The following is a 22,902-nucleotide window of genomic DNA, read 5'->3' as shown; positions in this document are numbered from 1 at the left end:
CACGTGGATAATCTGATTACTCTTTGGCATTCCTCCGGTGTCGCGCAGATGGCATCGGGCCAGTTCATTATGATTTTGGTGGGCCTGGGCCTGCTGTTTTTGGCCATTCGCAAAAACTTCGAGCCCCTGCTTTTGGTGCCTATCGGTTTCGGCGGAATCCTGGCCAATATTCCCGGCGCTGATTTGGCACTCTCAGCCGCAGAGACAGCCCTTACCCAGGGAGATGGAGCTGTTTTGGCGCAAATGGCCCAGATCCTGGGCCTTGATAGTACTTCAGCTTTACCCGCGCTAAAGGAAGCTCTGGCCAGTGCGCCGGCAGCCGTGCAGGTACAAGCAGCTGAGTTTGCCCGGGATGCCGGTTTCAATAACGGTATGTTGTATAACTTCTATTCCGTAGCTATTGCTTCCGGCATTGCACCGTTGGTGATTTTTATGGGCGTAGGGGCTATGACCGACTTTGGTCCGTTACTAGCCAATCCGCGCACCTTGTTCCTCGGTGCAGCGGCCCAGTTTGGGATCTTTGCCACGGTGCTCGGTGCTGTGGGTCTCTCGGTAGCGGGAATCATGGACTTCTCAATCGCCGATGCCGCTGCGATCGGTATTATCGGTGGAGCAGATGGCCCTACAGCTATCTATGTTTCCAGCCTATTGGCCCCGGACCTGTTGGGGGCTATTGCTGTAGCGGCTTATTCGTATATGGCGCTAGTGCCTATGATTCAGCCGCCGATTATGCGAGCCCTGACCACTGAGCAGGAACGCAAAATTGAAATGGTGCAATTGCGCCATGTGAGCAAGCGGGAAAAAATTGCCTTCCCGATGTTGCTGCTGATTTTGGTGGCCCTGTTCCTGCCGGCTGCTGCACCGCTATTGGGTATGTTCTGCTTTGGTAACCTGATGCGTGAGTGCGGGGTCGTTTCCCGGTTGTCGGACACTGCTCAGAACGCGCTGATCAATATCACCACTATTTTCTTGGGACTTTCCGTTGGTTCGAAATTGGCGGCAGACAAATTCCTAGACCCTAAAACCCTGGGTATTTTGGCTTTGGGTATTGTGGCGTTTGCGATCGGCACTGCGGCTGGCGTGTTGATGGCTAAGTTGATCAATGTATTCAGCAAGCACAAGATTAATCCATTGATTGGTTCTGCCGGTGTTTCTGCCGTACCTATGGCCGCGCGGGTGTCCAACAAAGTGGGGCTCGAATCCAATCCTCACAACTTCCTGTTGATGCACGCAATGGGCCCCAACGTAGCTGGTGTTATCGGTTCTGCGGTGGCTGCGGGTGTGATGATCAGTATGGTGCGGAGCCTTACTGGCGGGTAACCAAAATCCATGGCTTTGGAAGAGAGGGCGAACAGTGTTCGCCCTTTTTTGTTGACCTAAAACAAATGTATTTTGTCCGCTTTTGCTGGTTAAAACAGATCCTTCTGATTTAAATAATGTGAAGAGGCAGTCATAGCTGGAGTAGGTATGTTAATCCGGTCAACAGAGCATCTCCATCGATAGAATTCATTTTGAGTTAAGGTTAGTTGCGCTATATTCCTCCCAAAATTTTTACTGGAATAAAAATTCATTAGGAAGTAACCCCAATGCGTAGTTTGCCATTCTTAATTGCCTTAGCTCTTTTCTCCACCAGTGCATTTGCACATGATAATCATCAAACTGCGGAAGAAGTCCGCCTGTTAAAGAAAGAGGTAGTTAAGCTCCGTAAAGAAGTACACTCTGATCACAAGCACGGTGCTGGAGCTGAAAATGTTCGTGACTTAGAAAAAGAAGTGGTTAAGTTGCGAAAAAATGTCCATCGGCTTCAGGACTTGATTTTGGAGTTGCAGGCGAGTATTGACGCTCAGTCTGAATTGGCACATCCAGTTCCGGTGGAGGAGCGCCCTAAGTGGGCCTGCTATATGTCAGATGTAAAAGCTGGCGGTATTCACTCTAAAGGTTTTAGTCGTATTGAAGCGAAGGGGAGATTACTTGAAATTTGCTCCCAACGTGGTGGCCTTTGCTTTGAGAGTGGAATTGAATGCTCCGATGAGTAGTAACTAATTGTCAGTTTAATATGGGGCGGCTACTCTTGAGTGAGTTTGCGCCCCTGGCTACCCCTTACAAAGTAAGGTTGATAACTATTAGGTGGGTGTACAGCTTTGCACCACTTGTTCATACTTAAGCTTCTTATCTAATCTAAGGTTGCCTTGTTTACAGAAGTGAGTGTCTAGGATCTTATATAAAAAGTCTCGCCCTTGCTGATGGAATTTCTCTGAGGAACCGTAGGTCTTAAAGTATTCAGGAAAGAGTTGGGCAATATCTTCACTGGACCACTCTAGGTGAAACTGCAACCCCATTATTCTTTCGCTGAATAAAAAGGCCTGATGAGGGCACAAATCAGATTCAGCCAAGCAGCTTGCCCCCTCCGGAATTTCAAAAAAATAACTATGTGCCTGGAACACATTCTCTAAATTAAAATTCAGTGCTGTTGTAGACCTTATAGGTAGCCAGCCTATTTCCTCTTGAGGAAGCTGGCGAATCTCTGCTTCCAATGCATGTGCAAGAATCTGTGCCCCAAGGCAGATGCCCAATATTGGGATCGGAAGTTCAATGCAGTTTTTTACCCATGCAATCTCATTGGCAAGCCAGGGGAGCCTTACGCGCTCACAAACGTTCATCATCCCACCAAGGATAATAACTCCGCTAAAGCCGCTTTGAGGAAGTGGTGACTTCTGGGGGTTAATGATAGAAAGCGGTATTCGCTTCTCTGTAGCCCAGTCATAAATATACCCCGGGCCCTCAGTCTCCTCATGTTGGATAATCAGTATCGGTTTGGTCATTTACTGGAAATCCTGACTTTCAAAATACAGCTCTTCCTTATAGTGGATGCCGGCTTTAGTTAGGCTTTTTGGCCAGCTATCTTTCGAAAGCGGTTTTAAACTGCTGCTATAAATGTCGCTGGAAAAATTATGGTCGGTGCTGACCAGCAGTATTTGGTCGAAGCTGGGGGTGGATGCAATTTCATGCACAAGCAAAGTGGAATTTTCAAGAAGTATTAATTGGTAGTGCCCATTTTCTGTTCGGGTAAGGGGTCTGTCCATTAGTCGAGAGGTTACCCGGAAAGTAACAGCTTGCAGCGCAAGTTTTCCTCCTCGTTCAAAATGCCCTGTAAACAATTGGGCGTTAAAGGCATTGAGTTTTCCCTCGCGTAGTTTGCTTAAAGGAAATTCCTCTGGAAGCAATGTGACTAACTCGTTTCGCTTGAGGAGGTTTTGCACCTCCTTCTGGTCATCAGTCTCCAATTCCAAAATAACTTGATGACTGTGTTTTCCGCCATGTAGTGGCATGTGTGTGGCAATAATTTGCCCGCCGACGGTAAACAGGGCCATGCCATGAATTCCGACCGAATTGTCACTTTGTGCTAATGAAGATTGTGTGAAGCATACGCTTGAGCTGATTGTTAGCGCCAAAAAGAGAAAAATATTTTTCATCGGTTTTGTGTAGCTATGACCTTGGATGCAGGGGATTCTAAGAGTACTCTAGTGAATAATCGATTCAAAAATAGAGACATTTGATTCCACTATGGAAATAGAAGCACTTGAAAGGTTTCTAGTGATTGCTGCGACAGAGAACCTGCAGCGCTCCGCAGACCGGCTGGATACGAGCCCAGGCGGATTGAGTAAAACCCTAAAGCGGCTGGAAGGAGAGCTGGGTACTCGCCTGTTTGATCGAGTTGGCAAGCAACTGAAAATCAATGACGCAGGCCGCAGACTGCAAAGTCGGGCGGTTGAGATGGTGGCGATTGCCAGAAGAATTCGCTCTGAAGTTGGCGAACTAAATGTAAATCAGGAATGCCGAATTGCTGCTCCGACCATGCTGCAACTAGCCTGGGGTACATTTATCCACCGCAAATTTATTACTGAGGAAGCAGGGAGGCGGTTGTCATTCACATCGGCCTATGAAGCCTTGGCATTGAAGATGTTATCCAGAGGGGAGGTAGACCTGGCCCTGATAACCGGAGCGGTTTTGGGGCAGTTGTCATCCACAATGGATGCTCGGCCACTTGGCTCAGTATCAATGTGTATTGCTGCAGGGCCTGATCACTCTTTGATAGTGGAGCAGGGGGTTGAGGTGAAGGCTTCACTGTCAGATATCTTGCAATGTCCATTTGCCGCGCCGAGGATATCACCCTTCTGTGGTGAAGAGCGGGGGATAGGTAGCGATGGCTGGCCAGAAATTAATTATCCTCGCAAGGTGCAGGTCGTTGTAAATGATTATGGGGTTCTTTGCCAGCTAGTAAAAAATAATAGGCTGCTCGCTTTTCTGCCTGAGCCTCTGATAACTGAAATGGGTGGGGTGATCGTTAGGGTGGAGGATGGCGATATAAAATCTAGTGAAGAGCTCTTTGTGGTAGGAAGGAAAACGAATGCCTCCTGGCTAAGTAAATTTGCCGAGTGGACTTAGTGTTTGGATTGGAGCCAGTTGAGCCAGCTTCCATAGAGGGTATTGCAGCAACTAAACTGCCGAAATATTCGGTTGGCAACTGCCATATTTCCACCTGGATGTTCTGCCCATACACTGATTCATCTCGAACCAGAGCGGGGCGCTCCTACTCGGGGAGAACATAGAGTCGGTATTGGTGACTGGTTGTTGTTTTCTGATATAACTGTTCTCCCCGCTCAGTGAGTTGCCAGTTGAGAGGTTGCTTTTTGAGATGTGCACCACAGACTACAATTTTTACCAGCTTGTCCGGTGTAGCTAATGGCGAGAGCCGCTGTCTTGATTGGATGTCTCTCCCGGGCGTTCTCCTGTAGCAGCCAATGGGAGATTACAGGCCTGGTGTAAACTATTAGAAAAACTTAGCAGGGACATATCGCAATGTTTCTGGCTAAACAAAGTGACTCCCCAGCTAATTCCGGAACTAAGAAAGCCAACGGGCACTGCGGTCGCAGAATAGTCCAATAAATTCATAAAATTTGTGTAGGTTCCGAGAATAGAATTTCTTTGAATGGGTTGCTCGGATATTTGCTGGCGGGTGTAAGCAGTCGGTATAGTGGGAATAATGATAAAATCGACATTCTCCAGTGTTTTATCACAGGTTCTCTTTAGTGCTTGTAAGCGGTATTGTCCCAAGAAAGCATCAGCTGCAGTTTTTGTTTCCGCGGAGTTAATAACCTTCCGGATTACCTCAAGCATGGATTTCGGTTTTACACCTTGAGTTGCAATCCAGCGCTCGGCTACCCAAGGACCTTCGTATAGTAGCTTTGCCGCTTCTATAAAAGGATTAAAGTCTACAGTTACAGCCCGTCCGCCCAGCACTTTTAATTTTTTGATAGATTGATTAAAGAGTGCCAGGGTTTCTTTGTTCCCTTGAAAATCAAGTTGCTCAGGTATACCAAAAGAAAAACTGATCTTATTGTTAGGGAAGCTTTTCTGGAAATACCGCAGCCTATTTGAAGATGGGGTGGTACGGCTATAGATGTCGGCTGAATCAAACTTCGCCGTAATATCAAGTAGCTTGGCGGCATCTTGACAATTTAGGGCGAATATTGACACGCAGTCGAGACTTTTACAGGCGGGGACAACCCCTGTAGTGCTCAGCAGTCCCCGAGTGGGCTTGTGGCCTATTAAATTATTGAGTGCCGCAGGTACCCGACCAGAACCAGCAGTATCTGTTCCCAAAGCAAAACTGACTTGCCCAAGTGCTGTGGCAATAGCTGATCCCGCACTGCTCCCGCCAGAAATATACTCCTGGTTAAAAGAGTTTTTACCTTCTCCGTAAGGGGAGCGAACACCGACTAGACCGGTGGCGAATTGATCGAGATTGGTTTTGCCGAGCGGCACGGCTCCTGCTTCAATCAATAGCTTTACAACAAATGCGCTTTCGCGAGGGATATAGCTAAAGTCTGGGCAGGCTGCTGTTGTAGGTACTCCAGCGAGATCAATATTATCCTTGATAGCAAAGGGCACCCCGTATAAGGGCAGATCGCTGGGCCTTACTCGGCCCAATGCTTCTAGATAGGGCTCTAGTTCTTCTCGCGTTAATAAGGTGATCCAGGCGTTATAATTGGCTTGCTGCTGTGCTTGCTTTAATAGACTGGCAATGAGTTCACGCGGTGTTGTAATACCTTGGGAGTAGGTGTTTCTTAGATGGTCTAGCGTTAAATCGTGGGCCATAAAAGGGTTCCGAGAATATCTTCAACTAGGGAGCCTCTGAATAACTCCGTGATACCTCTGGCATGCAGAGCGGTTCACAGTCAAGGCGCGGCTTCGCAGGAATGTCTAGACCTTTCAAGAAGTCGCAACGCGGAGTGTGAATCGCTCTGCAAGCCCCGAAGGGCGGGCCTTGAAGGCCACAGCTGCTGCGTTGCAGCTCTTGCAAAGGGCTACGGCCATTCGCGGCGAGCTGCGCCTAACATCTGCAGCCTTCAAGACCCGCAGAGGCATTACGGAGTTATTCAGAGGCTCCCTAGATACCGGACTGTTATTTATTTCGATGTTTTTATTACTAAGATTATATTTTTCAAGAATTTTCATCTCAATGTAAACCGCATAATTTTAGATTTAGCAAATACATAATTAGTTTGATGTCCTCTCCGGTGGACAGGGTGTCCCTGCTGCAATCCAACCTTTCATTGCTTCAATGAACTTATCGTGGGGGATATTTACCGGTTGGCGGCTGTCACCGGGGTGCCATCCCCACAATACCAGTGGGCTGGTACTGACAAACTCCAATTGACTGGTTGGTGCTCGCCCGCCGTTGTCCTGGGGAGTGGTTAGCAGCTTGCAGATTTGAGCCGAGGATTTTTGTGACCAGTTCAACTCAATGGGTGCCATAACCCACCCTGGAGCTCCAGGCGCACCGGTAACAGGGTTGTTTTTATTTGAATGGCAGTTATTGCAACGCATGGTACCTGCCCCCATATTATCTGGACCGCGCTCCACTCTGGGAACATGGGGAGACCCTTCATTTATAAGTGGCATCTCCAGCTGGTGGCAATTGAGGCAGCGGGGGTGCAGAAGGACCTCTACGATAGTTTCCCAGTCCTGGTGACCTGGAGTACTGCTGGTCTCCTCTTGCTGGGATGGACCTCGATGTTGATCGCAACTGGTTAACGTGAGGAGTGTTATGGCACAGAAAGCCAATAGGGGGCGAAAGAGAGTTGTGTCTGGCCGCATTTTCATTCGGCTTGCCTTTAAGTTCGATTTTCACTCTCAAACATAATTGGGCCTGGGGACTAGTGATAGTTTCGAGATTGATTGCCGCGTCAAAAGATAGACCTGGCGGGTTTAGTTTTATTGGGTTGTGACCGGCAATTCATATTTTGGGATTAAGGCGCCGTAGTACGTGGTATGATAGGCGCGTTTTACTTGTTTGATTCTTATATAGCGGGCGCGATTTTTAGCGTCTAGGAGAGCGTATGTCCTGGTTAGGGGCGGGGTTAGGTGCAGGCTTTGGTTTTATGTTTGGCGGCCCAATTGGTGCGGCATTGGGAGCCTGGATCGGCAGTTCATTTGGTTCCAGTTTGCAGCAGCGCCTCGGGAAGGCTGCTTCGGCCCTGAGCAGGGATGGAGCCCAGACAATCTTCATCGTGACTCTATTTTCGATGCTGGCAAAAATGGCTAAGGCAGATGGCCTGGTTTCTAAAGCTGAAGTGGAGTTCATAGAGGGTTTTATTAGAAACAATCTCCGTCTGGGCACTGAGGAGCGCAAGCATGCAATCCGTATTTTTGAAAATGCCAAGACTGATAAGTACAGCATTTACGATTACGCAAAACAGTATCGCCAGCTGGTTCGCGATCAAGCAATGCGGGAAATGGTGTATCGCCTATTATTTGCTGTTGCTTATGCCGATGGTAAATTACACAGCGCAGAAGAAGAAATTTTAAAACGCATCACTGTTGATCTTGGGTTGCATGAATCTTTATTTGCGGCAATGCAAAATGAGTTTGTGCACGGGGGTAGGAGTACGGCTGCAAATCTGGAGCAGCATTACGCAGTGTTGGGTTGTACCCCGGAGACTAGCGATAAAGAGCTTAAATTAGCTTATCGCCGAAAAGCAGCAGAGTATCATCCAGATAAAATTGCTTCCAAGGGGTTGCCTGAAGAGTTTATGCGTCATGCGGATGATCAGATGAAAAGTATTACTGTTGCCTATGAAGCGATTGTTGAGGCGAGAAAGCAACAGGCTAAGGTTGTCAGCTAGGTTCTGGAAAGTAGCCTTGCTGTATCGCAAATAAAGGAGTTGATAGATGAGTCTTGCTGAGACAATTAAAGATAAACTGACTGCGGAATTTTCGCCTCAGCATATTGAAGTGCAATGCGAAAGTCATATGCACAATGTGCCTGTTGGCTCTGAAATGCACTTTCGGGTCGTCTTGGTGAGTGAGGCGTTCAATTCGGCAAGGAAAGTGCAGCGCCATCAAAAAGTCTATGCGGCATTGTCTGAAGAAATGGCCGGCTCAATACATGCTCTGGCTCTGCACACTTACAGCCCGGAAGAGTGGGAGGGGCAGGCCCCCAAGAGCCCTGAATGCCAGGGTGGTGGAAAAAAGTCGTAATTTAGTGCTTTATTTAGAACAATTCAGACAGGTTCCAGTTCCGGGACCTGTCGCGTTTTTCATGTAAACAGCCATTCAAAAATTTTTAGTTTCTTTTTGCGTCACGAAAGCCCTCATAGGCTTTTGCTGGTTGTAAAAATCAGTGGTGAAATGGCGTCTATTTTTTGTTTATTAATTTAGATCTCTTCATCTCTCTCTTGCTCTGGTGGCCGCTAGAATTCCAAGAGGCGCCTATCCATTTTAAAAATCATACTTTGTTCGGGAAAATTAAACGCCAAAAAGAGGTTTAAGTGCCAGAAAACAATAAATACTTTTTTACACGCCAACATTTGTTTGTTTTTTCTACACCTGTTACTTCGTGCGACTAGACTGACCATTGATTGGGCTGATTGCTGTTTGATCTGCTGAATATCAATGGAGTTACCACAAATGAAGATGACGCGTATTCTGATCCCCGTTATGACGCCCCTCGCCTTAGCAATCTCTAGTGTCGCTTCGGCAGGACCGGCTGGCTATGCCCCTCCCCCACCAAAGACCCAGGAGTTCAAGGTTCGAATAGGTGGGGCCTATATCTCGCCCAACTCGGATAATGTCACATTTGCTGACAGGTTCTTCGAGGGGCCGGATGATTTCCTTGACGATTGGGGTGCATTCCGTTCCAACGTTGATCCCAGTGATGAGTGGGGCTGGTTTATCAATGTAGAGTGGCGTGCCACCGACCACATGAGTGTATCCCTGAGTTACACAGAGGGAGACCGCCATACAGGAGGAGATAACAGGCCCTGGTTACGTCGTTTTAACCCAGACTTTGATGAGTTCCATCGCCGTCGCGATTTCGCCAGATGGAAGCCTCAGATCACTGCTGCATATCTGAATTATTATCCCTTAGATCCCAGCTGCATGGTTCAGCCTTATATGGGGGTTGGTATTAACTATACCGACTTTACCGATGAGCGCCTGAGGAATTGGGGCTGGTGGGTTTTCGATGATGATGTTGAAGTGTTCCGGCCTTGGGATGGCCGTGTAAACCTGGGTGACAACTGGGGTTACACTTGGCAAATTGGTGTCGACTTTAATTTCGGTCATGATAGTAGCTGGCTAATTAACCTTGCCGCTATTTACTATGATGTAGATACCGATATTGAGGCAGACGTCTTCTGGTTCGATACCGATGATGACAATGAGTTCTATCGCCACAGATTCGGTGGTGATTACCTCTTTGACCCCTGGTCATTCAATATTGGTGTAGGCTACAAGTTTGATTTCCACTGGTAATCAGTCATGCAGCCAAAAAAGGGCGCTTCGGCGTCCTTTTTTATTTAACGCTCATCTGATATTCAGGGGAAGGCGCTTAATTTTTCTTGAGTGCTGCAGTTGCCAATTCTTGATTACAAGTGGCGCTTATATTGATCGCAGTTGTATTCTTTAAATTTATCTCTCAATTTTTTTATCTTGTCCTTCCATTTCTCCATCTGCTCTCCCGATCCGCCATCTTTTCTCTCTTCGCGGAAGTGCTCAATTTTTTGTTGCCACTTTTTACATTTCTTAAAGGATGCATCCTCCTGTGCATGTGCTGGGTTGGCAGAGAGAAGTACAGCAATTAGTGCGACAGTGAGGCCTGTTATTTTCATTGTTTTTCTCGTTTGTTGGTACGCAGATGATCCCATCTTCCAAATATAAAGTAAATAACTTGAAGTCTGGAGGTGTTGCCTGTGTGGTAAGTGTTCTCTTAATGGTGCTTGATTGTTCTTGGTGCGATTACTTGTGTTGCTTACATTTTGGGTTTGGTGGATGAGAGTCTGACTTTGGTCACTTTCCAAGTGTGTTTCTTCTTTTTGTTTTTTTTGGGGTTTTTTAAAAAATAATGCTCGATTGGTTCTCATTCTTTTATGGAGGTTTAATGTTGTTGTTGACTCTGTTTTTTGTGAATTGATAATCCCGCGCAAGAGGCTCCTTGATTGTTGAGTAATTTAGGGCTTGTTTATTTAACCAATAAATAAAACTAAAGATGAATTTATTTTTTAATAAGTATTTAAAATTATTGTTGTCTGTAAATGCGCGTATCCTGGCTGTTTTTGCGGTGCTGCTGCTTTGGGGGTGTGGCGGTGGAGGGAGCAGTGGCAGCTCTGGAGGTGATGATAGCTCGGGTTCCAGTGGGGGGCAGGTGTCTACAGATTTGGAGTCTCCCTCTAACTTAATAGCCGTCACGACTTCGGCTTCCACTATCCGTATCTCCTGGGAGCCAAATGAGAGTGGTGATGTTTCCTATTTAATATATCGCGATGGTGAAGAGATAGCGGAGACGCAGGCTGAGCGGTTCGAAGATAGTGGTTTGTCCAGCGGTACAAAATATAGCTACAGCGCTGCGGTGAAAGTCAGTGACGGTAGCTATAGTGAGCCGTCAAATGAGGATGTTGCAAGGACACTGGATAGCGATCGAGACGATGACTGGTATAACGGCACCTCCGTCGATACAACCTTTGCAGAAGTAAATACAACAATTGCACGTCTCGATGAATGTACGGCGGGTGAGCGAGTTAGCGATGTATGGGATATAGCTACAGAAAACCTGAATGAGTGTCTTAGGGCTGCCGCAGAGGTTATAAGCCTGGGAGATCGAGTAGGCGCATTAAGAGCTTATGTGGCGCGGCTGCGCAGAGAGGAAGATCCCGCACTTATTGAGTTGGGAATGCGCTTATTTCACAGTAAATCCCTGAGTTTAAATAACGATTCTTCGTGCTCATCTTGTCACCACCCCACACTGGGTTGTGGCAGTGATGGTTTGTCGTTACCGATTGGTGTAAATACGGTAAATCCTGACTTATTGGGGCCCGGTAGAAGCGATGGTAATCTGATGCCGCTATTACCGCGTAACTCGCCCCCCACCTGTAATTCTGCTATTTGGTCGGATAGCCTTTTTTGGGATAGGAGAGTCAGTTTCAGAACAGGTATTAACAACATTGAGGACAAAGCTACTTATTTAGCCAATCAGGTCAGAACTGATGATGGAGATGTCTCTGATGACGTAAATAGTTTTTCTGAAGAGATAGCCAGTAACTCCCTGACACTGTTGATGGCCCAGGCCCACTTTCCTGTAGTTACAGCAGAGGAAATGGGTGAGCGGGGAAGCTTTGCCAGTGATAGCGATTATCGCGAGAGCATTGCGTCTGGTTTGAGTGATGAGTGGGATTCACTTTTCGAAGACGCTTTTGGGGATAGTGAAAAAACTTTCCTGCGGGTGTCTGAAGCCTTGGCTGCCTACCAGGCTTCCCAGCTATTTATTGATAACCCTTTCTTTGACTTCCTTGATGGCAATGATGATGCCATGACTGAGATGCAGAAACGTGGTGGAATCCTGTTTTACACCAACACTGCTTGTGCACAATGCCATGATGGGCCATTTTTTACTTTGGAAACGTCCAGGGGGTTTCGCTATCCACAAATTGGAGTCGGTACCAATGAAGATGGTAGCGATTTGGAAAGGTATAGGGTGCCGTCGCTTCTCAATGTTTCCATTTCCGGTCCATGGGGGCACGCGGGACAGTTTGGCAGCTTAGAGCGAAATATCTCTCATTACTTCAATACTGTGGATTCCATCCAAAGTTATTTTGGTGTTGATGATACTGGCACACCCTTGACCGATACTGTTGCAGATTTGTGTGAGCTGGAGCAATTCGAGTATTTGGGCAGTGGTTGTGTTGATATTGTCGCACCCAATGGTTATCAGCTTACCATGGACTTGGTTGGTGATAGCCCAGCAAATCGTGGCGAGTCCGATGACGAAATCGAAATTTTGGCTGAGTTCCTCCGGGCTTTGACTGATCCCAGTGCGTTACCGGGGACTCCAGAAATCGATGTATTGATTCCGCCGAGAGATGGAGGTCCGGATGGCCGTCAGCTGGATGCGGTAGATCAGGAGGGGAACTCTTTATAGTAAGAAAAAAGTGCCCGACAAAATCGGGCACTTTTTTTGAAGGGGAAACCTGAGGGGCTGCCACCCCAGTGCTTACTGATTTGAGGGGAAACTGAACTGAATACCTTCCCTAACCCCGCTGGCAGGCCAGCGCTGGGTGATGGTTTTGCGTTTGGTGTAGAAACGCACTGAATCGGGTCCATATGCGTGAAGGTCACCAAACAATGAACGCTTCCAACCACCGAAACTGTGGTGTGCTACCGGTACCGGCAGAGGTACGTTGATACCAACCATTCCAACTTTAATATTGTCGCTGAAATAGCGTGCGGCCTCACCGTCGCGAGTAAATAGACAGGTGCCGTTACCGTATTCATGAGCATCGATAATATCCATGGCCTCCTGCATGGTTTCGACACGCATCACACAGAGTACCGGGCCAAATATCTCCCCACTATGAATCGACATTTCCGGAGTGACTCGATCGAACAGACAGGCGCCCAGGTAATTACCATTTTCAAAACCGGAAACGGTTTGGTTGAGCCCATCTACAGCCAACTCGGCACCCTCTTCGATACCAGCGGCAATATAACTCTCCACTTTTTGTAAGTGTTGCCGGGTTACCAGTGGCCCCATATCGCTTTGGCTGTCCATACCATCGCCGATTTTCAGATCAGCAATTTGTACTTTGAGCTTCTCAACAAGGGCATCGGCGGTTTCATTACCTACCGCTACAGCGACAGAGATGGCCATACAGCGTTCACCACAGGAACCATAGGCTGCGCCCATTAGAGCAGCGGCAGCGTTGTCCAGGTCGGCATCGGGCATGATGATCGCATGGTTCTTGGCACCACCAAACGCTTGCACTCTTTTTCCATGGGCGGTGCCTGTGGTGTAGACATACTCTGCGATCGGAGTCGATCCCACAAAGCTCACCGCTTGGACACGTTTATCGGTGAGGAGTGTATCGACGGCCTCTTTACCGCCGTTAACTACATTTAGTACCCCTGTAGGGATGCCGGCTTCTATACCCAGCTCCGCGATAAACAGTGCAGAGGAGGGGGTGCGTTCGGAGGGTTTTAGTACAAAGGTATTGCCGCAGGCAATTGCCATGGGCCACATCCACAGGGGGACCATAGCGGGGAAGTTAAAGGGGGTTATGCCGGCACAAACACCCAGCGGTTGGAATTCGCTCCAGGAGTCTATTGCCGGCCCGACATTTTTACTGTGTTCGCCCTTTAGCATTTCCGGAGTAGAGCAAACGTACTCGATATTCTCGATGCCTCGCTGTAATTCCCCCATCGCATCGTCGAGGACTTTGCCGTGTTCCAGGGTAATCAGCTCACAAATCTTTGTAGCGTTTTCCTGTAGCAGGTCTCGCAGGCGGTACATAATCCGTACTCGCTTGGCCGTCGGAAGGTTTCGCCAAGCGGGGAAGGCTGCTTCAGCTGCACTAATGGCCTCTTCAACCGTCACTTTAGAGGCTAGCGAAACCTGGGCGATCACTTCGTTGGTGGAGGGGTTGGTGACCTCTTGGAGTTCGGAGTTACCTGCGGCACCGGTGTCATTAACCATGTTGCCATTAATCAGGTGGCCGATTACTTTCATAGTTCTCTCTCAGTCGGGTTTATCAATTATTGTTCTACTGCTTTGCCCCTTTGTAACACAGCTCTGTGTTTTGGGGAAAAGCTCCCGACTGTTCGGAGTTATTCGTGTTTGGGAAAATCCCTGAGAACCGCCAAAAATGCATCGCCGAAGCGTTCGAGCTTACTGTCTCCAACGCCGGAGACCGCTAATAGCTCGCTGCGTGTTTGTGGGTGGGCTTGTACCATGCCGCGCAGGGTCGCATCGTGGAAGACGACATAAGGCGGCACGCCGCGCTCTTCTGCCAACTGTTTGCGACAGTTGCGCAGGGCTTCCCAAAGCACTTGGTTTTCTGGGCTGAGATCATCCAGGCTGCGACTGTCACGGCTCTGCGAGCGCGCTGCTTTCGGGGGAAGCTTGCGCAGGTTGAGAGTCTCTTCCCGTCGCAGCAGCGGGCGACAAATTTCAGTGAGCCTCAGCCCCTGGAATTCTCCCTCGACCTCCAGATAGCCGCGAACAATCAGCTGCCGCACGACTGCCCGCCATTCGGCCGCGCTCAGGTCTTTGCCGATGCCATGAGTGGAGAGCTGGTCGTGCTCGAATTTGCGGACTTTCTCGTTCTCGGAGCCGCGTAGTACATCGATCACGTGGCTGGCGCCAAAGCGCTGTCCGGTGCGATAGACACAGGAGAGTAGTTTTACCGCTGCCTCACTGGCATCCCAGGTGGCAGGCGGCTCCAGACAGGTGTCACAGTTGCCGCAGGGTTCGTCCAGGGGTTCCGCAAAATAGTCCAGCAGGGCCTGGCGGCGGCAGCTGGTGATTTCACACAGCCCGAGCATGGCATTCAGGCGGCTGCGTTCCTGGCGCTTGTGCTCTTCGCTGCCCTCTGAGGACTCCACCATCTGGCCGATCTTTACCACATCCTCGAGACCGTAGAGGAGTAAAGCAACTGAGGCCCCACCATCGCGGCCGGCACGGCCCGTTTCCTGATAGTAGGCTTCGATGCTTTTGGGCAGGTCCAGGTGAACAACGAAACGCACATCCGGCTTATCAATCCCCATACCAAATGCAATGGTGGCGACAACAATGACGCCCTCTTCACGCAGGAAGCGGCGCTGGTGCTCGGCGCGGGTCTCGGCGGGTAGCCCGGCGTGATAGGGCAAGGCAGTGAAGCCTTGCTGGCTCAACCACTCCGCAGTGTTCTCCACTTTGGCTCGGGACAGGCAGTAAATAACCCCGGCGTTGCCCTGATGTCCATTCTGTAAGAATTGCAGCAGTTGGCGGCGCTGGTTGTCCTTGGGCTCAATGCAGTACTGGATATTGGGGCGGTCGAAGCTGCTGACAAAGTGGCGGGCCTCTTCCAAGTCCAAGCGGCGAGCAATTTCTGCACGGGTGCGCTTGTCTGCTGTCGCTGTCAGGGCAATACGGGGTACCCGGGGGAATTGCTCGTGCAGGCAGTTAAGTTGCAGATAGTCGGCGCGAAAGTCGTGCCCCCACTGGGAAACACAGTGGGCTTCATCAATGGCAAACAGCGACAGTTCCACCCTTTGCAGTAATGACAGGGTTCGTGGCTGTAGCAACCGCTCCGGGGCCAGATAGAGGAGATCCAGCTCACCGTGTAATAGCTGGCTTTCGATTGCCTGGATTTCGTCGTAGGCCACTGATGAATTCAAGTAAGCGGCGCGGATGCCGGCTTCCTGAAGAGCTTCTACCTGGTCCTGCATCAGGGCAATCAGGGGGGAGATAACAACTCCACACCCGGGGCGCGCCAGGGCGGGAATCTGGTAGCACAGGGATTTACCACCGCCGGTGGGCATTAATACCAGGGCATCATTGCCGGCTACCAGTGTGTCGATAACTGCTTTTTGAGGATCGCGGAAATCGGTATAGCCAAAAACGTGTTCGAGAATATGTTGTGGGGAATTCATGGGCGGGGAGTATACCTTGTGGCTCGATCGCGCGTGGTATGTTTATTGATGAGTATGCCGCTGAAATTGAATGAAATTGGCGGCTTTACGCCTGTGACATATTTCGCGGGTTATAATCCTACGCCATCACAGCGGCAAGCTAAGGATAGGGCTATGCGCACATTGATTTTGTCAACTGTGTTGTCGTTGACGGTTCCTGCCGGACTTCTGGGGTGCGCCTCCACCTCCCCACATAATCTGGTTCAATCTGTTGTTGCTGACACTCACCTGGGGTGGCAAACAGCACCGGAAAACCAACTGGCATTTTCCCTGGCGACCGCATCGGGTGTTGCCCAGGTTGAGCTACAGCCTTTGCCGGAAGAGTTCACAGTGGTCACTCTTGAGTTACCCGGCATGCAAAAAGTTGAAAATATTCAGTGGGAAAATGAAGAAGGGAAATTCACCACGCTGTATGACGGCGAGGCGAGTTTGGAAGGCGTCAGCCTACAGAGCAGGGGGCACGGCTATCGCTTGCAGTTGCAGTTGTCTGCGATGGACTATCTCCGGGATGGGGGGGTGCTGACCGTTACGGATCAGCGTTAGAAACTCTACTGGTACGCTCAAAGCCCAGTCCTGCAGGGCGAATCAAATAGAGCTGTTTCCAGTACTTTCCAGTTATCCAGAGCCCATTTTTGGCTTTGTCCCAGGCGATCCCATTGGCCACGGTGTCAGGGTGATTTCTGCCGGCCGGATTGAGAGCGCTGAGATCGATAATGCCGCGCACCTGGCCACTCTCCGGATCGATGGCAATAATCTGTTTTTCTTGCCATATATTTGCCCAAATCAGGCCCTGGGCAAATTCCAATTCATTGAGTCTGGACCAGTTTTTACCTCCGCCTTGAACTTTGAGGTGTCGCACTACCTCAAAAGTATCGGGATCGCGGAAAACCAGTTCGCCACTGCCATTACTCATAATCAGCTGCTGGCCATTACTGGTGAGGCCCCAGCCTTCGCCTCGATAGTGCATGACCTTCAAATGTTGGAGCTTGTCTGCGTGGTAGACATGGACCTCTCCCGCCTTGTAGGTCAGCAGGTAAAGTTTATCGTTGAGAACTGTGAGCCCTTCGGCGAAACGATTCCTAGCCAGCCATTTGCGTCTTACTGGATTGGCCCCAGGATCGGTATACTCGGCGAGCCAGGAGCGGCGGTAGCGACCACTGCTCTCCCACCAGCGTTGACCATCGTAGAAAAGCCCCTGGGTGAAATGGTCCCCTCCACGCTGGCGCTCTTCCAGGATGGAAAAAGGGATTGTCTGGAGTTGTGTCTCTGCAGCTGCACTTTGCGGCCACAGGGCGTAAAGCAATAATAGTATCCAGCTGTTCACGAGAAGTCGGTTCATCAATAGCCTATGACCAGAATTAAAACTTTTATCACTTTGACGCTGCTGGGTGGACTCGCAGTGGTGCTGCCTATAGCTATCTTTGTCCTGCTATTTCAGTGGCTGTTCGGTCAAGTTAGTGATCTTGTAGCTCCCGCTGTGGTGTGGCTTGAGGCGCATACAGAATTTAAGAATACCCTTGCCAGGCTCGTGGTGATAGCCCTGATCCTTGGTGGTTGTTTCGCGATTGGTTTGTTGGTGAAAACCAGTGTTGGCAGCTGGTTGCACCGCCATGTGGATCACTGGTTGGGACGCCTGGCGCCGGGTTACAGCACCATCAAAGATGTGGTGATCCAGTTTATTGGTGGCGGTGGTGAAGGTGTGCTGGCGGGGCCGGTAGCCAAGGTCCGCATTCACGGCATTGATAATCCGCTCACTGTCACCGCAATTGTCACTTCTCAGCATCCCAATGGAGATATGACCGTCTATGTGCCCACAGCGCCGGTACCCACCTCCGGGTTTGTGTTTCATGTACCGGCAGAGTGCGTAGAAATACTGCCCGGCGTGAGTGTTGAGGCGGCGATGAAGACGATCGTCGCCTGTGGTTCCGGCAGTGCCAACTTGCTGTCTTCAGAGAAGAAGGAGACTGGAGCCTCCTCTACTTGATATCCCGGTTTCTACCCAGATCGCGAATGGCAAAGCGAGCCGGGTGCAGTGCTTTGGCCAGGGTTGCGCTGACTGGAAGGGGCTCGTTGAGCATCCAGGCAGTCAGTACCTCGGCTGTTAGTGGTGCGTAGGTAAAGCCACGGGAACCCAAGCCTCCCATTACATAGAGGCCTTGCTGGTAGTCAGCCCGCTCGGGAACGTACTGCTTGCGATTCTTACGCAGTGCGACATAGGTATCGCTGATAGAGTCCCAGTTGGGTAAGGGGCCGGCTAAGGGTAGGTAGTCGGGGGTCGCTGCGCGCAAAGCCGCTCGGCCAGTGAGAGACTGTTGTGAGAACTCATCGGCTATTTGCGGCAGTAGCTCCGCCAGGGTTTGTAGATTCTCGCTGTGCTCGCTAACCCGTAAGTCAGTAGCTGTCTCCTTAAGCTTAAAAGTGGCCCCAAAGCTCTGGTGACCCTGGTAGGCAGGAGTGATATAACCCTCACCGCACAGAGCCATTTGTAACTGCGAAGAATTTTCAGTGGCCATTGCTCTGGACACCTGCCCGCGAATTGGCTTCAGGGGGAGGGCCGCCGCAGGGGCAAATTGGCGAATGTCATTGGCACCGCACAGAACTACCGCATCAAATTGAAAGTCACTGCGGTCTGTTTTTACTGACCAACCGCTCGATTCTCGCCCTAACCCTTTTACCAAGCTGTTGCTGTGCAGGTTGATATTTGGGTGCTGTAATAAAGTGGCGCAGACTTTGCGCGGTTCAATCCACCCGGCGTGAGGAAAGTGCAGTCCACCCACGGGTAGGTCGACGCCTGCCAGGGAGCTGGCCGCTCGAGCATCGACAGGTTCAGCCAATAGCTGCCCATCGCTCTCCGCCAGTGTGGCGGCAACCTGACTCTGTAATTGCTGTTCCCGCTCAGTTTGCGCCAATTGAAGCAGACCGCTGAAGTGGCTCACTTTAGAGCAGCGGCTGCGATAGTAGCGTTGGGCAAACATCAAAGCGTGGAGATTGAAGTCTCCGTTGGGGCCGGGCTTGGGAGATAACTTGGCGTATAGAATTCCCTGGTCATTCCCAGAGCCACCAGAGCCGGGTTCCTCACCCTGTTCAAATACCTGAACATCAATGCCGCGCTCTGCCAGTGCCCGGGCAATAGTGGCACTGGCTATTCCCGCGCCGACAATAGCGACGGTTTTAGGGGGCTTGCTTTCCTGGTGAGGCAGGTGCCACGGAGTTTCTCTGGTTTCGCTCACTTGTGGGCTCTCCAGAGTGCCACACAGCATCTCTCTTTTGCGCCCGAAGCCGGGAACCTTGCGCAGGGAAAAACCGGCATCGCGGAGTCCGCGCTTAACCAGCCCGGCACAGGTAAAGGTGGCGAAAGTGGCGCTGGGACTGCTCAGAGCGGCCATGTTATTAAACAGCTCTGGTGTCCACATATCTGGGTTCTTGGCTGGGGCAAAACCGTCCAGGAACCAAGCGTCTACCTGGTGATCGCTGCCCCTTTGCAGGCGCAAGCTGTTCAGGGCCTCACTTGCCTCCCCGATAACCAGGGTCAGACTGACTGGGCCAAAGTGCAGCCGGTGAATGCCGGCGGCCAGCAGGGGAGGGTAGCTATCAATCAAGGGCTGGGCGAACGGGGCCAGTTGTGGCCAGAGATCCAGTGCCCTGCGCAGGTCGTTGGGACGCAGTGGGAACTTCTCGACCGAAATAAAGTGCAAGCGAGCACTTTTCGGGGCTGTTTTCTGCCAAAGCTCCGCGGCGGCGAGAAAGTTCAGGCCGGTGCCGAAGCCTGTCTCGGCAATGGTAAAGGTGCCGCTCTCCGCGAGCTGTTGCCAGCGTTCAGCCAGGGCATTTTGCTGCAGGAAAACGTAGCGGGTTTCCTCCAGGCCGGAGGCGCTGGAAAAATAGATGTCGTCGTAGGCGCGAGACAGCGGCTGGCCGTCTTCACGCCATTCAATTTCTGCGTACTTTTTGTCCGGTTCGCTCACAATAAGACTTCCGTCAGCCCCCGTCCTGCAAGCCAAACTCGCGCATTACCTGGGCGCACCAGCGCTGGATACGCTCCTCGCTCAGATCGAATTCGTTCTCCTCATCCAGGGCCAGTCCGACAAACTGGCTGCCATCGGCGGTTAGCCCCTTGGACTCTTCAAACTCGTAACCTTCTGCGGACCAATAGCCCACTGCACGGGCACCGCAGGCGAGGAGCTGTGAATGCAAATAGCCCAAGGCGTCCTGGAACCACTGGGGGTAGCCTTCCTGATCGCCCAGACCAAACAGCGCGACCTTTTTCTCGTGCAGGTCCAGCGCGGCCAAGTCGTCCCAGATATTTTCCCAGTCCTCTTGCAGTTCGCCGTAATCCCAGGTGGGGATACCGAACAAAAGGAAGTCGTAGTCTTCGGCGAGGTTAATATCCGCCTCTGCGATATTGTGGATATCAATCCATTGAGGACCGATACACTGGCGGATTTTCTCCGCAGCCATTTCGGTATAGCAAGTGCTGGAACCGTAAAAGAGTCCTATTGGGGCTTGGGAACTTTGCATAACAGGTGAACTTCTTACTGCTGGGACACGGCGCCACTAAAATCCAATTGTCGCCAGGCCTCGTAGATAACAATGGCGGCGGCATTGGACAGGTTGATACTGCGGCTCTCGGCACGCATTGGGATACGCAATGTGTTTTCGGTCCCTACTGCTTGCAGGAACTCTGCGGGTAGCCCCCGGGTCTCCGGGCCAAACACAATGGCGTCATCCGCCTGGAATTCGATCGCGGTATGGCTTTTACTCCCCTTGGTGGAGAGCGCCAGCACCCTGGCGGGTTGCTCGCTATCGATAAAGGTCTGCCAATCCTTGTGGCGCACCACACGACTGTACTCGCTGTAGTCGAGGCCGGCGCGACGCAGGCGCTTGTCGTCCATATCGAAACCCAAGGGCTCGATAAGGTGCAGCTCTGCCCCGGTATTGGCGCAAAGTCGAATAATATTGCCGGTATTTGGCGCTATTTCAGGTTGGTATAGAACAATCTTGAACATGAGGTGGCGCTTGCGCTGGAGAGACTTCTAGCTAGACCGGACAGCAGTGCCCGGCCCTGTACGGCTGCGGATTATTCCACAATTAGATGGGGGTGGCGATCTCCTCGCAATCGATCTCGACCCCGAGTTCATTGGCAATCTGGTCCAGATCGTCACGCAGGCCGTCGAGATCTATGTCTTCGGCCACGCTGATAGTGCACTCGGCATTAAACAGGGGCTCACCGCTCCAGGGGGTGCTGCCGTAAGTGGTTTCCAGATGCTCCATATTGATATGGTGAGCGGTAAGTGCGCGCGAGATCTCGCGGACTATGCCGGGACGGTCGTTGCCAACCAGTTTCAGCGTCAGCGTTTGCTGGGGTTTGGCGGATACTGCAATGGCATCTTCAATGACCAGGTTGTAGCCTGCGTTTGCCAGGGCTGATAACGCCTCTTTAAGTGTCTCGCTTTTATCTGCGGGCACCGCCACCCGCAGGATTCCGGCAAACTTCCCAGCGAAGTGGGCCATATGGCTGTCTTCCCAGTTGCCGCCGTTATCTGCGATAACTGCTGAAAGCTTTTCCACGACACCGGGCTTGTCATCAGAGATCATGGAGATAACGAGATGCTGTTGCATATAGGGTTCCTTTGCTTCACGAGAGACGTTGAGCTGACATTGTAATAGGATCTCGTCGAATAACTCTATCGGCCAATCTCAAAAGCGTTATTTTGAAACCAATATCCAAGTACTTTAACGAGGGACTGTTGATGAACGTGATTGCTGACTTATGTGTGATCCCTATCGGCGTTGGTGTTTCCGTCAGTAAATACGTTGCTGAGTGCGAGCGGGTGCTGGAGGAGGCGGGGCTTTCCTATCGCCTGCACGCATACGGTACCAATATCGAGGGGGACTGGGATAAGGTGATGGCGGCAGTTAAAGAGTGCCACGAGCGGGTGCATCAAATGGGCGCCGACCGAATCAGTTCCAGTCTGAAATTGGGAACTCGTATTGACCGCGAGCAATCTATGCAGGATAAGATCGACAGTGTGCAAATGAAGTTGGACCAACGATAACAACACAGGAAAAACTATGACGAGCAATTTTAAGAAATCCCTGGTGGCCCTGGCCGGTGCCCTGGCTTTGGCGGGCACAGCCCAGGCTGCAGATTTCTCTGCTGCCATTAAGGGGGATCATCGCAACAAGGATTATGTCGCCCGCGATCAGTACCGCAATCCAGCGGAGACCCTGAAGTTTATGGGGATCGAGCCGGATATGACGGTAGTGGAAATTACTCCGGGTGGCGGTTGGTACACCGAAATTCTGGGGCCCTACCTGAGTAAGGAAGGGACCTTATATGCGGCGCACTTCCCTGAGAATAGTGAGTCCGACTACTTCAAGCGCTCCCTGAAGAACTTCAAAGCGAAGCTGGCTGCCAATGATAAGGCCTACAAGAAAGTGATTGTGACTGAGTTTGCCCCGCAAACCGGTCGCGAGATTGCTCCGGCAGGCAGTGCCGATGCCGTAGTAACTTTCCGCAACGTACACAACTGGATGTATCGCGATTATGCCGATGAAGCTTTTGCCAGCTTTTTTGCCGCGCTGAAGCCCGGTGGTGTTCTGGGGATCGTTGAGCACCGTGCCAAGCCAGGTACCAGCCTGGAAGATATGGTGAAAAGTGGTTATGTCACCCAGGAGTATGTTATCGACCTGGCTAAAAAAGCGGGCTTTGAGTTCGAAGAGGCCAGCGAGGTAAATGCGAACCCCAAAGACACTGCTGACCACCCCAAAGGCGTATGGACCTTACCACCGGTAATGCGCTTGGGTGAAGAGGACCGTGAAAAGTATCTCGCTATCGGCGAGAGCGATCGTATGACCCTGCGCTTCCGCAAACCCAAGTCCTGATCGTTTTACAAT

Annotated in this window: 23 protein-coding genes and 1 pseudogene; 11 read left to right on the top strand and 13 right to left on the bottom strand. The window is 50.8% G+C overall.

What is annotated here, in order from left to right; translation table 11 throughout:
• Positions 1 to 3: 3 nt before the first annotated feature.
• Together ACJJIS_RS14240 and ACJJIS_RS14235 are read left to right on the top strand one after the other, a co-directional pair.
• Entirely contained in the window at positions 4 to 1,320 is a 1,317-nt protein-coding gene (locus ACJJIS_RS14240) for a sodium ion-translocating decarboxylase subunit beta (RefSeq protein WP_282933579.1), read from the top strand.
• 266 nt (positions 1,321 to 1,586) lie between these two features.
• Positions 1,587 to 2,036: a hypothetical protein gene (locus tag ACJJIS_RS14235; RefSeq protein WP_444942235.1), complete on the top strand. Its 450-nt coding sequence runs from the start codon at positions 1,587 to 1,589 to the stop codon at positions 2,034 to 2,036.
• An 87-nt stretch (positions 2,037 to 2,123) separates the two neighbouring features.
• On the opposite strand, the gene ACJJIS_RS14230 is transcribed toward ACJJIS_RS14235, so the two are convergent.
• On the bottom strand, positions 2,124 to 2,822 hold the full coding sequence (locus tag ACJJIS_RS14230) for a type 1 glutamine amidotransferase (RefSeq protein WP_444942234.1): 699 nt from the start codon (positions 2,820 to 2,822) through the stop codon (positions 2,124 to 2,126).
• On the bottom strand, positions 2,823 to 3,371 hold the full coding sequence (locus ACJJIS_RS14225) for a hypothetical protein (RefSeq protein WP_475708375.1): 549 nt from the start codon (positions 3,369 to 3,371) through the stop codon (positions 2,823 to 2,825).
• 193 nt (positions 3,372 to 3,564) lie between these two features.
• On the opposite strand from ACJJIS_RS14225, the gene ACJJIS_RS14220 reads away from it, so the two are divergent.
• Positions 3,565 to 4,446: a LysR family transcriptional regulator gene (locus ACJJIS_RS14220; RefSeq protein WP_475708374.1), complete on the top strand. Its 882-nt coding sequence runs from the start codon at positions 3,565 to 3,567 to the stop codon at positions 4,444 to 4,446.
• Here the strand turns inward: ACJJIS_RS14220 and ACJJIS_RS14215 are convergent.
• From ACJJIS_RS14215 to ACJJIS_RS14205, 3 genes and pseudogenes are all read right to left on the bottom strand, one after another.
• Positions 4,373 to 4,717 (bottom strand): annotated as a pseudogene (locus ACJJIS_RS14215) (allophanate hydrolase-related protein). The gene ACJJIS_RS14220 and the pseudogene ACJJIS_RS14215 overlap by 74 nt on opposite strands.
• 23 nt (positions 4,718 to 4,740) lie before the next feature.
• Entirely contained in the window at positions 4,741 to 6,159 is a 1,419-nt protein-coding gene (gene atzF / locus ACJJIS_RS14210) for an allophanate hydrolase (protein ID WP_475708373.1), read from the bottom strand.
• A 402-nt stretch (positions 6,160 to 6,561) separates the two neighbouring features.
• Positions 6,562 to 7,167, bottom strand: a complete 606-nt coding sequence (locus ACJJIS_RS14205) for a hypothetical protein (protein ID WP_475708372.1) — start codon at positions 7,165 to 7,167, stop codon at positions 6,562 to 6,564.
• 236 nt (positions 7,168 to 7,403) lie between these two features.
• Between ACJJIS_RS14205 and djlA the strand changes: the two genes are divergently transcribed.
• The 3 genes from djlA (at position 7,404) to ACJJIS_RS14190 (ending at position 9,819) form a co-directional block, all read left to right on the top strand.
• Complete coding sequence (gene djlA, locus ACJJIS_RS14200; protein ID WP_475708371.1) at positions 7,404 to 8,189, top strand: co-chaperone DjlA; 786 nt, start codon at positions 7,404 to 7,406, stop codon at positions 8,187 to 8,189.
• A 46-nt stretch (positions 8,190 to 8,235) separates the two neighbouring features.
• Complete coding sequence (locus tag ACJJIS_RS14195; RefSeq protein ID WP_475708370.1) at positions 8,236 to 8,544, top strand: BolA family protein; 309 nt, start codon at positions 8,236 to 8,238, stop codon at positions 8,542 to 8,544.
• A gap of 429 nt (positions 8,545 to 8,973) precedes the next feature.
• Positions 8,974 to 9,819, top strand: coding sequence for an OmpW/AlkL family protein (locus ACJJIS_RS14190; RefSeq protein ID WP_475708369.1), 846 nt, complete (start codon positions 8,974 to 8,976; stop codon positions 9,817 to 9,819).
• A 113-nt stretch (positions 9,820 to 9,932) separates the two neighbouring features.
• On the opposite strand, the gene ACJJIS_RS14185 is transcribed toward ACJJIS_RS14190, so the two are convergent.
• Complete coding sequence (locus ACJJIS_RS14185) at positions 9,933 to 10,490, bottom strand: hypothetical protein (RefSeq protein ID WP_475708368.1); 558 nt, start codon at positions 10,488 to 10,490, stop codon at positions 9,933 to 9,935.
• A 62-nt stretch (positions 10,491 to 10,552) separates the two neighbouring features.
• Here ACJJIS_RS14185 and ACJJIS_RS14180 point away from each other — a divergent pair, with 62 nt between their 5' ends.
• Positions 10,553 to 12,478 (top strand): cytochrome-c peroxidase, encoded by a 1,926-nt coding sequence (locus ACJJIS_RS14180; RefSeq protein WP_475708367.1) that lies wholly within the window; start codon positions 10,553 to 10,555, stop codon positions 12,476 to 12,478.
• A 72-nt stretch (positions 12,479 to 12,550) separates the two neighbouring features.
• On the opposite strand, the gene ACJJIS_RS14175 is transcribed toward ACJJIS_RS14180, so the two are convergent.
• Positions 12,551 to 14,062: a CoA-acylating methylmalonate-semialdehyde dehydrogenase gene (locus ACJJIS_RS14175; RefSeq protein WP_475708366.1), complete on the bottom strand. Its 1,512-nt coding sequence runs from the start codon at positions 14,060 to 14,062 to the stop codon at positions 12,551 to 12,553.
• A 98-nt stretch (positions 14,063 to 14,160) separates the two neighbouring features.
• A complete protein-coding gene (gene recQ, locus ACJJIS_RS14170) occupies positions 14,161 to 15,966 on the bottom strand; it encodes a DNA helicase RecQ (protein WP_475708365.1) in 1,806 nt (601 codons plus the stop codon).
• A gap of 153 nt (positions 15,967 to 16,119) precedes the next feature.
• Here recQ and ACJJIS_RS14165 point away from each other — a divergent pair, with 153 nt between their 5' ends.
• On the top strand, positions 16,120 to 16,548 hold the full coding sequence (locus ACJJIS_RS14165; RefSeq protein WP_157953964.1) for a hypothetical protein: 429 nt from the start codon (positions 16,120 to 16,122) through the stop codon (positions 16,546 to 16,548).
• On the opposite strand, the gene ACJJIS_RS14160 is transcribed toward ACJJIS_RS14165, so the two are convergent.
• A complete protein-coding gene (locus ACJJIS_RS14160) occupies positions 16,532 to 17,344 on the bottom strand; it encodes a glutaminyl-peptide cyclotransferase (protein ID WP_475708364.1) in 813 nt (270 codons plus the stop codon). The two genes, ACJJIS_RS14165 and ACJJIS_RS14160, sit on opposite strands and share 17 nt — an antisense overlap.
• 9 nt (positions 17,345 to 17,353) lie before the next feature.
• Here ACJJIS_RS14160 and ACJJIS_RS14155 point away from each other — a divergent pair, with 9 nt between their 5' ends.
• Positions 17,354 to 17,989 (top strand): DUF502 domain-containing protein, encoded by a 636-nt coding sequence (locus ACJJIS_RS14155; RefSeq protein WP_444905854.1) that lies wholly within the window; start codon positions 17,354 to 17,356, stop codon positions 17,987 to 17,989.
• Here ACJJIS_RS14155 and mnmC read toward each other — a convergent pair.
• From mnmC to ACJJIS_RS14135, 4 genes are all read right to left on the bottom strand, one after another.
• A complete protein-coding gene (gene mnmC, locus ACJJIS_RS14150; RefSeq protein ID WP_475708363.1) occupies positions 17,982 to 19,970 on the bottom strand; it encodes a bifunctional tRNA (5-methylaminomethyl-2-thiouridine)(34)-methyltransferase MnmC2/FAD-dependent 5-carboxymethylaminomethyl-2-thiouridine(34) oxidoreductase MnmC1 in 1,989 nt (662 codons plus the stop codon). The genes ACJJIS_RS14155 and mnmC overlap by 8 nt on opposite strands.
• A gap of 13 nt (positions 19,971 to 19,983) precedes the next feature.
• Complete coding sequence (gene fldB, locus ACJJIS_RS14145) at positions 19,984 to 20,523, bottom strand: flavodoxin FldB (protein WP_475708362.1); 540 nt, start codon at positions 20,521 to 20,523, stop codon at positions 19,984 to 19,986.
• 14 nt (positions 20,524 to 20,537) lie between these two features.
• A complete protein-coding gene (gene trmL / locus ACJJIS_RS14140) occupies positions 20,538 to 21,011 on the bottom strand; it encodes a tRNA (uridine(34)/cytosine(34)/5-carboxymethylaminomethyluridine(34)-2'-O)-methyltransferase TrmL (RefSeq protein ID WP_475708361.1) in 474 nt (157 codons plus the stop codon).
• 82 nt (positions 21,012 to 21,093) lie between these two features.
• On the bottom strand, positions 21,094 to 21,624 hold the full coding sequence (locus tag ACJJIS_RS14135; protein WP_282933559.1) for a glycine cleavage system transcriptional repressor: 531 nt from the start codon (positions 21,622 to 21,624) through the stop codon (positions 21,094 to 21,096).
• A 131-nt stretch (positions 21,625 to 21,755) separates the two neighbouring features.
• Between ACJJIS_RS14135 and ACJJIS_RS14130 the strand changes: the two genes are divergently transcribed.
• The gene (locus tag ACJJIS_RS14130; RefSeq protein WP_282933558.1) at positions 21,756 to 22,061 is read left to right on the top strand and encodes an MTH1187 family thiamine-binding protein; all 306 of its coding nucleotides are present in this window, start codon (positions 21,756 to 21,758) and stop codon (positions 22,059 to 22,061) included.
• A 16-nt stretch (positions 22,062 to 22,077) separates the two neighbouring features.
• Complete coding sequence (locus ACJJIS_RS14125) at positions 22,078 to 22,890, top strand: class I SAM-dependent methyltransferase (RefSeq protein WP_444935462.1); 813 nt, start codon at positions 22,078 to 22,080, stop codon at positions 22,888 to 22,890.
• Positions 22,891 to 22,902: the final 12 nt, after the last annotated feature.

The organism is Microbulbifer maximicatervae (SeqCode) (assembly GCF_056231245.1).
Note: the sequence above shows the minus strand (reverse complement) of the source record. Positions and strands in the feature narration are given on the sequence as shown.

Bases quoted from the DNA above. Each gene is read 5' to 3' on its own strand.
- ACJJIS_RS14235 (WP_444942235.1), top strand. From the start codon at position 1,587: ATGCGTAGTTTGCCATTCTTAATTGCCTTAGCTCTTTTCTCCACCAGT.
- ACJJIS_RS14230 (WP_444942234.1), bottom strand. From the start codon at position 2,822: ATGACCAAACCGATACTGATTATCCAACATGAGGAGACTGAGGGCCCG.
- ACJJIS_RS14225 (WP_475708375.1), bottom strand. From the start codon at position 3,371: ATGGCCCTGTTTACCGTCGGCGGGCAAATTATTGCCACACACATGCCA.
- ACJJIS_RS14220 (WP_475708374.1), top strand. From the start codon at position 3,565: ATGGAAATAGAAGCACTTGAAAGGTTTCTAGTGATTGCTGCGACAGAG.
- atzF (WP_475708373.1), bottom strand. From the start codon at position 6,159: ATGGCCCACGATTTAACGCTAGACCATCTAAGAAACACCTACTCCCAA.
- ACJJIS_RS14205 (WP_475708372.1), bottom strand. From the start codon at position 7,167: ATGAAAATGCGGCCAGACACAACTCTCTTTCGCCCCCTATTGGCTTTC.
- djlA (WP_475708371.1), top strand. From the start codon at position 7,404: ATGTCCTGGTTAGGGGCGGGGTTAGGTGCAGGCTTTGGTTTTATGTTT.
- ACJJIS_RS14195 (WP_475708370.1), top strand. From the start codon at position 8,236: ATGAGTCTTGCTGAGACAATTAAAGATAAACTGACTGCGGAATTTTCG.
- ACJJIS_RS14190 (WP_475708369.1), top strand. From the start codon at position 8,974: ATGAAGATGACGCGTATTCTGATCCCCGTTATGACGCCCCTCGCCTTA.
- ACJJIS_RS14180 (WP_475708367.1), top strand. From the start codon at position 10,553: ATGAATTTATTTTTTAATAAGTATTTAAAATTATTGTTGTCTGTAAAT.
- ACJJIS_RS14175 (WP_475708366.1), bottom strand. From the start codon at position 14,062: ATGAAAGTAATCGGCCACCTGATTAATGGCAACATGGTTAATGACACC.
- recQ (WP_475708365.1), bottom strand. From the start codon at position 15,966: ATGAATTCCCCACAACATATTCTCGAACACGTTTTTGGCTATACCGAT.
- ACJJIS_RS14165 (WP_157953964.1), top strand. From the start codon at position 16,120: ATGCGCACATTGATTTTGTCAACTGTGTTGTCGTTGACGGTTCCTGCC.
- ACJJIS_RS14160 (WP_475708364.1), bottom strand. From the start codon at position 17,344: ATGAACCGACTTCTCGTGAACAGCTGGATACTATTATTGCTTTACGCC.
- ACJJIS_RS14155 (WP_444905854.1), top strand. From the start codon at position 17,354: ATGACCAGAATTAAAACTTTTATCACTTTGACGCTGCTGGGTGGACTC.
- fldB (WP_475708362.1), bottom strand. From the start codon at position 20,523: ATGCAAAGTTCCCAAGCCCCAATAGGACTCTTTTACGGTTCCAGCACT.
- trmL (WP_475708361.1), bottom strand. From the start codon at position 21,011: ATGTTCAAGATTGTTCTATACCAACCTGAAATAGCGCCAAATACCGGC.
- ACJJIS_RS14135 (WP_282933559.1), bottom strand. From the start codon at position 21,624: ATGCAACAGCATCTCGTTATCTCCATGATCTCTGATGACAAGCCCGGT.
- ACJJIS_RS14130 (WP_282933558.1), top strand. From the start codon at position 21,756: ATGAACGTGATTGCTGACTTATGTGTGATCCCTATCGGCGTTGGTGTT.
- ACJJIS_RS14125 (WP_444935462.1), top strand. From the start codon at position 22,078: ATGACGAGCAATTTTAAGAAATCCCTGGTGGCCCTGGCCGGTGCCCTG.